The sequence below is a fragment of the Dapis brunnea BLCC-M229 genome, from assembly GCF_050015995.1.
GTDB lineage: Bacteria > Cyanobacteriota > Cyanobacteriia > Cyanobacteriales > Microcoleaceae > Trichodesmium.
In genome coordinates this window covers 61,384-71,213 of record NZ_JBNHEP010000296.1, presented here as the reverse complement: position 1 = coordinate 71,213, position 9,830 = coordinate 61,384, and the positions used below count along the sequence as shown (strand labels likewise).

Annotated in this window: 10 protein-coding genes and 1 pseudogene; 6 read left to right on the top strand and 5 right to left on the bottom strand. The window is 37.7% G+C overall.

Features of this window, described 5'->3' with window-relative positions; all coding sequences use genetic code 11:
• The 3 genes from ACP6PM_RS34175 to psbM form a co-directional block, all read left to right on the top strand.
• A partial coding sequence (locus ACP6PM_RS34175) for a TolC family protein (protein WP_426591298.1) occupies positions 1-2,181 on the top strand: 2,181 nt, incomplete at its 5' end.
• 426 nt (positions 2,182-2,607) lie between these two features.
• Positions 2,608-2,913: a 2Fe-2S iron-sulfur cluster-binding protein gene (locus tag ACP6PM_RS34170; RefSeq protein ID WP_426591297.1), complete on the top strand. Its 306-nt coding sequence runs from the start codon at positions 2,608-2,610 to the stop codon at positions 2,911-2,913.
• Positions 2,873-3,061 (top strand): photosystem II reaction center protein PsbM, encoded by a 189-nt coding sequence (gene psbM / locus ACP6PM_RS34165; RefSeq protein ID WP_426591296.1) that lies wholly within the window; start codon positions 2,873-2,875, stop codon positions 3,059-3,061. The genes ACP6PM_RS34170 and psbM overlap by 41 nt, the downstream gene beginning before the upstream one ends.
• A gap of 497 nt (positions 3,062-3,558) precedes the next feature.
• Here the strand turns inward: psbM and ACP6PM_RS34160 are convergent, their stop codons facing one another.
• A complete protein-coding gene (locus tag ACP6PM_RS34160) occupies positions 3,559-4,404 on the bottom strand; it encodes a universal stress protein (RefSeq protein ID WP_426591295.1) in 846 nt (281 codons plus the stop codon).
• A gap of 106 nt (positions 4,405-4,510) precedes the next feature.
• Between ACP6PM_RS34160 and ACP6PM_RS34155 the strand changes: the two genes are divergently transcribed.
• Positions 4,511-5,011 carry an acyl-CoA thioesterase gene (locus tag ACP6PM_RS34155; protein WP_426591293.1) on the top strand — a complete coding sequence of 167 codons (501 nt, stop codon included), beginning with the start codon at positions 4,511-4,513 and terminating at the stop codon, positions 5,009-5,011.
• A gap of 32 nt (positions 5,012-5,043) precedes the next feature.
• Here ACP6PM_RS34155 and ACP6PM_RS34150 read toward each other — a convergent pair whose 3' ends face one another.
• A complete protein-coding gene (locus tag ACP6PM_RS34150) occupies positions 5,044-5,166 on the bottom strand; it encodes a hypothetical protein (RefSeq protein WP_426591292.1) in 123 nt (40 codons plus the stop codon).
• A 69-nt stretch (positions 5,167-5,235) separates the two neighbouring features.
• Here ACP6PM_RS34150 and ACP6PM_RS34145 point away from each other — a divergent pair, with 69 nt between their 5' ends.
• Together ACP6PM_RS34145 and ACP6PM_RS34140 are read left to right on the top strand one after the other, a co-directional pair.
• Positions 5,236-5,673, top strand: a complete 438-nt coding sequence (locus ACP6PM_RS34145; protein ID WP_426591339.1) for a group II intron maturase-specific domain-containing protein — start codon at positions 5,236-5,238, stop codon at positions 5,671-5,673.
• Positions 5,674-5,817, top strand: a complete 144-nt coding sequence (locus ACP6PM_RS34140; protein ID WP_426591291.1) for a hypothetical protein — start codon at positions 5,674-5,676, stop codon at positions 5,815-5,817. It abuts the gene before it with no gap.
• A 171-nt stretch (positions 5,818-5,988) separates the two neighbouring features.
• Here ACP6PM_RS34140 and ACP6PM_RS34135 read toward each other — a convergent pair.
• The 3 genes and pseudogenes from ACP6PM_RS34135 to ACP6PM_RS34125 all read right to left on the bottom strand — a co-directional run bounded on the left by ACP6PM_RS34135 (position 5,989) and on the right by ACP6PM_RS34125 (position 9,673).
• Positions 5,989-7,038, bottom strand: a pseudogene (locus ACP6PM_RS34135) (ABC transporter substrate-binding protein).
• Between the two features lie 225 nt (positions 7,039-7,263).
• A complete protein-coding gene (locus ACP6PM_RS34130; RefSeq protein WP_426591290.1) occupies positions 7,264-9,594 on the bottom strand; it encodes a TonB-dependent receptor in 2,331 nt (776 codons plus the stop codon).
• Positions 9,554-9,673 carry a hypothetical protein gene (locus ACP6PM_RS34125; protein WP_426591337.1) on the bottom strand — a complete coding sequence of 40 codons (120 nt, stop codon included), beginning with the start codon at positions 9,671-9,673 and terminating at the stop codon, positions 9,554-9,556. The genes ACP6PM_RS34130 and ACP6PM_RS34125 overlap by 41 nt, the downstream gene beginning before the upstream one ends.
• Positions 9,674-9,830: the final 157 nt, after the last annotated feature.

The following is a 9,830-nucleotide window of genomic DNA, read 5'->3' as shown; positions in this document are numbered from 1 at the left end:
ACTTTCTTAGAGCAACAGCAAGAAAAATTTAATCCAGACTCGAAAAATTTAGCAGTTCTAGGTAAATCAAATTCTAGTTTATTAGACTTGCTAGAGTCGAAGTCGGAAAATTCTCAGGTAGAAATTCCAATTAATCCTGCCGTAGAAACAAGCTTTAAACAATCAATTACTTTCTTAGAGCAACAGCAAGAAAAATTTAATCCAGACTCGAAAAATTTAGCAGAACTGGGCAGCAAATCGAATTCTAGTTTATTAAATTTGCTAGAGTCAAAACCAAAAACAGAAAATTCTCAAATTGAAACAGCAAAAATCCAGACAAACTTAAAGCCATCAACACTAGAAAATCAGAATCAACAAAACAAAACTAATAATCTTAAAACAACATCCGAAAGAAATCCAATCCTAGGAAATTCTTACCAAGTAATGACCAGTATCAATCGTGCCCCAACCATGGCAACAATAAATGATTTATCCCGGATTGAAACCCAGGCATCCGTACTAAATAATCCGCAAAAACGTAACAATTATCCAATTAGATTACCAGATGGAACCAATCAAAGTATAGTATCAACTATTCAGCGACCACCTACTTTTGGCAATACTTCAAAACAGCAAAATTCTGTTCAGATAATGACAGATCTAAATCCCACTTCAACCATGAATACTGTTCCTAATTTAGCCAGGGTTGAGAATCAAAAACATTCATCAAATAATAGTAGCTTTATTATTGCTCAACAAAACAGTGAAAGTTTTCCTCCACCAGTACCAAACGGAACCTTACAAACAAATCCTCCCCCTCAAATTGAACCAAATTCTAATCCACTATACTCTCCCATTTCTCCTGATGAAGTACAGATAAAAGAAACAATACCAATTACTTTAGAACAAGCTGTTGATTTAGCCCGACGTAATAACCCAGAAATCCAAGTTTCTCAACTAGAAGTTGAAAGCAGTAAATCTGCTTTGCGAGAAGCTCAAGCTGCTTTATGGCCAAGTCTTACTTTTGACTCAACTATAGAACGTATAGAAAGTGCTATAGGTGATTTGCAGGCACAAGCTCAACAACGGGTAGCTGAGGTAACAGGAGCAGACGAGTTCATAGACACTGATATTCAAAATTTCCCTGTCACAACTTTTACCAATACATTTCAATTTGATTATGACCTTGGTCTTGGTAAAGCTCGTTCTTCCAGGATTGGAGTTGCTAGGGAACAAATGCGTCTACGGGAGTTAGAGCTAGAGAGAGTTTCAGAACAATTGCGCTTGGATGTATCTAATGATTACTATAATTTACAACAAGCAGATGGACGAGTCAGAATTGGAGAAGCTGCTGTTAAAAATGCTCGCAAAAGTTTGGAAGATGCGGAAGCTTTAGAAAGAGCCGGAGTCGGAACCAGATTTGATGTATTGCAAGCTCAGGTAACATTGTCAAATGAACAACAAAACCTGACAAATGCACTTCGAGATCAACGTAGTTCCCAACGTCGTTTGGCAGAAAGATTAAGTGCTAATGAGTTGATTAATTTGACGGCTGCCGATCCAATTGAGCCAGCGGGGTCTTGGCTTTTATCTTTGGATGAAACAATTGTGGCAGCTTTTCAGAACCGAGCCGAGCTAGAACAGCAATTAGTGCAAAGAGACTTAAGTGATGAGCAGCGCAAACTAGCTCTTTCATCAGTCAGACCAAACTTGAATTTCTTTGCTACCTACAATGTTTTGGCATTAACTACTGAAAACCAAAGTTGGCGAGCAGCTAGGGGTTGGGCTGATGGCAGTACAATAGGATTAAGGTTTAGATGGAATTTCTTTGATGGTGGTGCAGCAAGGGCTGCCGCCAGACAAAGTATACTAAATGGAGAGATTGCTGAAACTAGATTTGAGCAAGTTAGAAATCAGATTCGTCGGGAAGTTGAGGTAGCTTTCTTTGGTTTGGAAGCTAGCTTTGAAAATATTTCTACTGCTGAGTTGGGTGTGGAACAGGCGAAGGAAGCTTTGCGTTTGGCAAGATTACGATTTCAAGCAGGTGTGGGAACTCAGTTAGAAGTTATTCAACAGGAAACAGATTTGACTAGGGCTGAGGATAATTTGTTAACGGCAATTATTGACTATAATCGTTCTTTGTCGGAACTGCAACGCTCTGTGAGTAATCTTCCTGGTGGAAATTTATCAGATACTCCTTAAACTGGGAGTTGGGAGTGCGGGGAGTGTGGGGAGAAGAGCCTATTTTTCAATACGTTTACTCTCCCGCAATATCCATTTAATAGCAAATACATAATTTATCTCTTTTGTCAAGTTTTATTTTAAGAAAGATGTTTATAAAGTATAGCCCTAAGAGAGAAGTTAAAAATTAGCTGATAGGTGACGACTGATGGCTAAATGCTTTTCTATTTTTCCCTACTAGACATCTGGTGAAAATTCAAAATCAAATTAATTCTCATCCAGAAATTATCAATTACTTCTCCCTGTTCCCTGTTCCCTGTTCCCTGTTCCCTGTTCCCTGTTCCCTCTTTTCCGGAGATGTATACTGTAAGGTTGTGCAAAACAGGGCAGTAAGTTAAAGTCCTTAATATTAGTTAACATTTTATTACAATAAATTAATAATTCACCATGGCCAACATTAAGTTTGAAAACGAAAATCAGGAAGTAATTGCTGCCGATGGGGCTAATTTAAGGCTCAAAGCTCTAGAAAATCGCATTGACATTTATACCTTTACAGCCAAAATGATGAATTGTGGTGGCTATGGACAGTGTGGCACCTGTGTAGTAGAAATTGTTGAAGGTATAGAAAATCTTTCACCCCGTACTCCAGTGGAAGAACAAAAGTTGAAAAAGAGGCCCCCCAACTGTAGATTAGCTTGTCAGACCCTAGTTAATGGTCCTGTGGTTGTCAAAACAAAACCAAAACGCAAATAATGATATTCTTGTTTTGTGGTATTTAAACTCAAGGTGGGTAATCATGGAAGTTAATAATTTAGGGTTTGTAGCAACCATTTTGTTCATATTTGTGCCAGCCGTTTTCTTAATCATTTTGTATATTCAAACTGGCAACAACGAAAGCTAAAAATTTAGCATTTCCCAAAAAAAAGTAGGAGCGGAATTTTTATGTTACGTTCCTACTTTATTAATTTTTACCTTGCAGGGGAAATCTCTAATACCAGTTTCAAAACATAATGCTACATTAACTTTTTTTTGTAGTGAGGGAAGACCTGTATTTTGCTATATAGAACCCCTGAAGGTATCTTTGTCAGCGACCCGGGTTTTTACCAGTCTTCAGGAGTCAGGACTCAGAAGTCAGAAGATGGAGGGAAGGCATAACGCATAAAGAAAAAAGCTCCTGCGACCCCGTGCTCTTCCGGTATCTCTTTCAGAGACGCTGCGCGAACGGCAGTTCCTTGACTGTCGCTTAACCCGAAGGGTGCACTGCACTCACCGTCGCACAGCGCATCTCTGGTAGCGCACCAAGCAGGTTGAAAAATACTCCCCACCTCTCCACCTCCCTATATCTGTTTTAAATAGATCTCAAAAACGACCTTTTTTGAATTTGGTATAAATCATAGTTTAGCGGACTAACAAGACAGGACAATTAGCATAAACCCTTACATAGTCTGATACAGAGTTTCCTAATAGTCTATCAAGGTCTACAAGACTCTTAGCACTCGATGGACGGCGATCGGGAGAACCCAATATTAATAGATTCACATTCAATTCCTGGGAGATTTTACAAATTTCTGGCCCTGGTTTACCACTGCCACTAACACAGCGATATTTTTGAATACCCTTTGTTTTCGCTTCTTTTAAAGCTTCAGCTATAATAGGATCTTTTTCGGCATCCGCAGTATAATCTTGACTTGATTTTCCACTGACATCCTTTTTCAAATGACTCAAAATTAATTCTCCCCCAGGAATTTGATTCACTAAGGAAATGCCCATGTTTAGAGAATTTTTCCCTTCTTCTGATGAGTCTAGGGCAACCATCACGCGCCTGATTTTTTTGACATAGACATCATCTTTTACCAGTAGCATCGGATGGGAAGTTAACTGGAAAACATATTGACTAACGGAATTTTCTAGAATGGCTTGCAGCTTGCCCAATCCCCGGGAACCCATAATAATTAGCTCAGATTTTTCTTCATCAGCTACTTGACAAACAATATCTTTCGGGTCTCCTTGTTTGAGTCGAGGATTGACTTTTTTTGGATCTACCTTTAAAGACTCCACGGCCTCTGCCAGAATTTTCCCACCTGCTTCTAACTTCGCTGACATACCTTCTGCACTTACTTGAGGGGGTACAACGTGCAATACAGTTACAGACGCTGTTTGAAAATAGGGAATCTCCATCAACATATTAAGCATCTGTTCACATAGTCCCCGGCCAGCAACAGCTACTAAAATTTTGTTTATCATAATCTTAAGTTAAGACAATCAGATAATAATAGTCTTTTAAAGTAGCATAAATCCCTAACGGCAATGGTAAGTTTTAGAAATGTAGAGTTTTAGAAATTTTTGTAAAGTGGCCTCATCAGAACAATCTCAACCTCAGTTACCTACAAGTGCAATTGAAAGTCAATCTATTCAAAAACCGGAAGTCTGGTTTGAATATGTAGTTCGGGTCCATCCCCATCATACAGACTATGCTGGTATTGTTTGGCATGGAACTTATATTTCCTGGATGGAGGAGGCGCGGGTTGAAAGTTTACGTTCCATTGGTATTGAATTTGCTGAGTTGGTTAACCTCGGTTGTGATTTGCCAGTAGTGGAACTTTCGGTACGATACCATAAACCTGTAAAGTTGGGTATGGTAGTTGTGGTTAAGACTCGCATGGCAAATAGTGAAGGGGTCAGGTTGGATTGGGATTACCAAATTCAATCTTTGGATGGTAAAGAATTATTTGTTACTGCCAAAGTAACATTAGTAACTGTTGACAAAGAGAAAGGGAAAATTATGCGTCGTTTACCTCCAGCAGTGGAAGCAATTTTGACCAAAAAAATGCGTTTCAAGCCTCGCCCATAAGCGGGCGACTTTTTAAATCTTGTAATTTTTAATTACTCAATTTCTAGTTGTAGTTGTTCTATGATTTTTTGTTGAGTTAATAGTATCTTCACCAGTTCCTTTCTGGGCAACTGGTTCAGGTTTTCTGGAGTTAGGGATGGTACTGAATGACTCATATCCTTACTTTACTGTAGTTTGATTTTTTGTCAACCCAGGAAATATTTCTGGAATAATACTAGACTTTAATAGGATGGGCTAACTACTACTCAACTGTAGTCAGTAAGAAAGTATTCCGCAAACTGGATATGCTTTTATGGAAAAGGTTATGGCGTTGGGCAAATAGAAGGCACTCAAATAAATCAGCCACCTGGATAAAGAAAAAGTATTTCCCCAATGTTAAAGGAACCAGAAATTGGACATTTAACAAAGGCAAATATATACTAAACCAACACTCAGATGTCCCCATAGAAAGGCACATCAAAGACAAAGGTAATAAATCACCCTACGACGGTGACTGGACTTATTGGAGTAATAAAATCAGCAAACATCCAGGCGTAAGGAAAGAAGTCACAACGCTATTAAAACAGCAAAAGGGCGTAAAATATAACAATCAACCCAATACTGATAATGTTTCTGTGTCTGAAAAAGCTCGTGTATTAGCAATGGAAACTGAACGTACATAAATGAAACGTGGTCAATCAATGTTGGGTCGAGCGGTAGAAGAATTAGGTTTAGCTTGTAGCTGTACTTTGAGATTTTTTACACCGAAAATGGCTTCAAAGCTAGTATTAGCAAGGGAAATACCTCACAGTGCTAAAAATAGCTAAAACCTAGATATATCAATAAAACAGTTAATTCTAGGTTAAAACATTACTGCATAAGCTTTTGAGCTGATTTTTAACCTATTTTTTTCTAAAGTCCAGGTAGTTAATGTTGTTGTAGATTAAATATTACCTCCTATTTTCCCAGTTTTTGACTGAGGGGTAGGAGGTATAATCTTAATTTTGACTCTGTGATAGTTGTGAATCAGGAAACACATCTGGATAAACCTTTGGCATAGTCTGCTTTAACATCTGGCTTAAACCACGAGTGCCAATACCAAATAATCTTGAGGTGCTAGCACCGTAAACCCGTTTGTTTTTCACTGCTCTTAAGTTATCCCACAAAGGGTTATCTTGGTAATAATTCACAAATATTTCATAGTTGTCTACAATACCAGATGAGATAAAAATTACATCTGGATCTAACTCTACAAGTCTTTCTAGAGAAAAAGGAAGATAGTTAATTAAAGCAACAGCATCACTGCTGTATTCTGCTGATCAACAATTAGCAACTTCATTTATAGTTGCACAATTTAAAGCTTTGTCTGTAGCTACAAAAAAGTTTGGTGGTGGACGATGTATGAATAGCACTGTTTGATTTTGTGGCGATTTTGCTTTGTAGGTTTCCAACTTGTCCAGAAAATTTTTTGCTACAGTTTCAACTTCTGCTGTTTTGTCTGTCAACTCAGCAATACTTTTCAGGTTAGCGATCGCTCCTGAATAATTTTGTGGTGCAGAAAGTAGATAGAAATTAACTACTCCCTTGAGTGCTTCCCGTGTTTTATTGTGGGCACCATTTGTACCAATGACTAAATCTGGTTTAAGTTGAACAATTTGTTCTAAATTTGGCTCCATCATACCTGTAGAGCCAATTATAGCAGGTTTTTCAACTAGTTTGCCAAATAGGTGTGGTTCTTGTATCCAAGAAATCATATCTTCTCCGACAATTGCTATTGGTTTAATACCTAATTCTGCTAAAATATCTATGCACAAAAAGTCTAAGCAAACAATTCGTTCTGCTGGTTTTTCTAGAGTTATTTGGGTATTACTAGCATCGGTGGCAGTTATAATTTCTTGTGTAATAGTCTCTGTTGTTGATGTTGTTTTTTGAGAAGCACTGCAACTTATAAGGGTTGTCAGCACTAAAGCCGAAATTCCTCCAAATATCACTGAAGCTATTTTCCTATATGTTTGATGAACTGTTAGTGTAAACAAATAAAAATTCATATTTATTTGATTTTTTTCCTCAATCTTGTCTATGATAACTTTGTTTTTAGTCATATCAATTTCTCCTCACTACACATTACTAATAGACATCTCCGAAAATTCAAAATAGAATCAATTATTATCCATAAATTATTAATTACTTCTCCCTGTTCCCTGTTCCCTCTTTTCCGGAGAGGTCTAATGAGAGAGCAAGAAGCTCTCACTACTGACTACTGACTACTAACTTCAGAACTTCAAAAAATAACGAATACTAAGATTCCGTCCAGGAGCAGCTAAATATCGAAATTCATTATTATTAATCCGTTCTTGAGAAGAAATAGGTATATATTGACGGTTAAATAAATTCTCAACACCTAACTCTAACCTCCCCAACCCTAAATTGAGGACGCTGACTAAATCAAATGTTATATAACCATTTGCTTGAAATTCATCTACGTCCTCGTCAAAAGCTCTAAAGCGATCGCCCACAAATAGCATTTGTAACCTATTTCGCCAATTAGGCAAAGTTTCATTCTGTACATACAAAGTCACTTTCATAGGTTGCACTTCTATACCACTCAAAGGTTGCCAACCACGATTGTCTCCTGGAAGGTCTCCTTCACCCTCATTCCAAGTAAAAGTGCTGCCAATTCTCCAGGTATCTGTAGGTTGCCAATCAAGAGTTGCTTCCACTCCATAGTTTCGTTGAGGACCTCGATCTAACTCTGCGAAACCATCCTCTCCTAATGTCAAATTTTGCCCTAGATCGGAATGATTATAAAAAGTTGCAGCTGTAAATTGTATTGATTTCCAATTGCCACGTATACCTATTTCATAGTTATGAACTTTCTCTGGTTCAGACAATTCGTCTGTTCCCAGATCAAAGTTAACTGGATCGGTTGCTAATCCAAGGAAACCAAAACTGGGGATAGAAAATCCTTGAGAAAAGTTGAAAAACAAGCTAATTTCTTGTGAAGCTTTATAGACAACGCCAGTATTAAAAACTATATCTGATGCAGTAGTAGTACCTCCTTCAAATTCTGGTAATTCTTCTCCTGCAAGTATAGCCAGAAAGTTATTGAATGGACTTCCTGTCCAATCTTCTAAATTGGAATGAATGGTTTCATAACGCGCACCTCCACTAAGTAGTATCTTTTCAGTCACATCCCACTGTCCTTCAGCAAAAATTCCCACACTATTTATGTCAAAATTAGGAACCGGAGTAACACGCTCTCTAACATTTAATTCTTCTCGTTCATTAAATGCTTCTGGATCTAAAACTAAATCTTCTGTATCATTTCTCTCGTTAGTGTAGTCAACTCCCCAAAAGACACTAGCAGATTGAGAAAAAGGAGTAGTAATCTGTATACGAGTTCCTAATTTTCTTGATTCATTTGCGGGTTGTCTAAGTCCAGGGAAATCTGCTGGCAGTTCGCTAGGAAGAGTACTAGCAAAAAAATCTCGGAAGTCTTGAAGCACTTGTCTCAAATAAGTCCTTTGAAAGAAAAATTGAGTATAAAGCTGAGAACCAAACAAATTGTCATTATCATAAGTTAAGCTGATATTGTGATTCGTCTGTTCGGGAGGTTCTTCATAATCATAACGAGGAATTCTTTCAGCTCTAGCTTTTTGTAAGCCAAATATTTCTATGTTTTCTCCATCAGCGGCATAACGAGGGAAAAGTCTGTCGTTATAAAGGTTGTATTTGAATTTAAGTCGTTGCTCTTCATTCAAATCTAAACCAAGTGTAGTTAGTAAATTTAAACTTCTACTTCCATCTAGATCACCTGTAGGAATAATATCTCCTTCTGCATCATAAAATCTGTTATTTTGATTTAGTGAACCATTAATTCCCCAATTAAAATTCCCCGCACTACCTGATATGCGGTATCTACCATTGTAACTCGATCCGTTGTTTGGAAAAAATTCTTCTCCACCAAAATTGCTGTAACCTATTCTTCCTTCCTGTTCCAAACCTTCGCTAGAGGTACGAGTAACAATGTTGACAATACCACCAGTCGATCCATTTCCGTAGAGAGCAGAGGGACCCCGGATCACTTCAATGCGCTCAATTGCTGATGGATCGATAGTATTCAATTCTGTATCGTTGCTGAGATTAGAATTTTGCACGACTCCATCTATTAATATTAAAGCGGGGCGACCTCGCAAACTTTGGCTTCGGGTTCTTCTGGTAATTGCGGTAGGAGGACCATAACCAGGTACTACTCTACCAAGAATATCTGTAACGTTATTAGTTGCACTAACACTATTTTGGCTTTCTATTTGTTCGCGAGGAATAACGGTAATACTGCGTGGTATGTCTTCTTCTTTGGCATTAGCACGACGGGTTGCTTGAATTACTACTTCAATTTCTTCATCTTCAATTACTGGTTCTACACTCAGGGCTAAACCTTCATCAGCAGGAAGTAATGATGCTATTGGTAGACTTGTTTCTCCTTCTATTGTAACTCGAATAGTATTAGAATTAATAGTTATTGCTGCAACATTAGTCACTCCTGTTATCGGGTTTTTGGCACTAAATTCTTCTGTGTCTGGCAGAGAGAGATAATACAGCATTTGGAATATCAACAATTAGAGTATTTCCATCAACTGCAGTTTTAACTTGTAACTTTTCTCCAGAGAGTGTTTCTAATATAATTTGTAGACCTTCTGAAGTTGAATCAAGTCTGATATTTGTTACTTGAATAATTTCTTGAGCAATTCTAATATCTTGAGAAATATCTTCAGATATGTTAGTGATAATTATGTCGGGTTGATATAGTGCAGCAGCAGTTGTGAGTGGTTGATATATT

Bases quoted from the DNA above. Each gene is read 5' to 3' on its own strand.
- ACP6PM_RS34160 (WP_426591295.1), bottom strand. From the start codon at position 4,404: ATGATAAACAAAATTTTAGTAGCTGTTGCTGGCCGGGGACTATGTGAA.
- ACP6PM_RS34170 (WP_426591297.1), top strand. From the start codon at position 2,608: ATGGCCAACATTAAGTTTGAAAACGAAAATCAGGAAGTAATTGCTGCC.
- ACP6PM_RS34130 (WP_426591290.1), bottom strand. From the start codon at position 9,594: ATGCTGTATTATCTCTCTCTGCCAGACACAGAAGAATTTAGTGCCAAA.
- ACP6PM_RS34150 (WP_426591292.1), bottom strand. From the start codon at position 5,166: ATGAGTCATTCAGTACCATCCCTAACTCCAGAAAACCTGAACCAGTTG.
- ACP6PM_RS34140 (WP_426591291.1), top strand. From the start codon at position 5,674: ATGAAACGTGGTCAATCAATGTTGGGTCGAGCGGTAGAAGAATTAGGT.
- psbM (WP_426591296.1), top strand. From the start codon at position 2,873: ATGGTCCTGTGGTTGTCAAAACAAAACCAAAACGCAAATAATGATATT.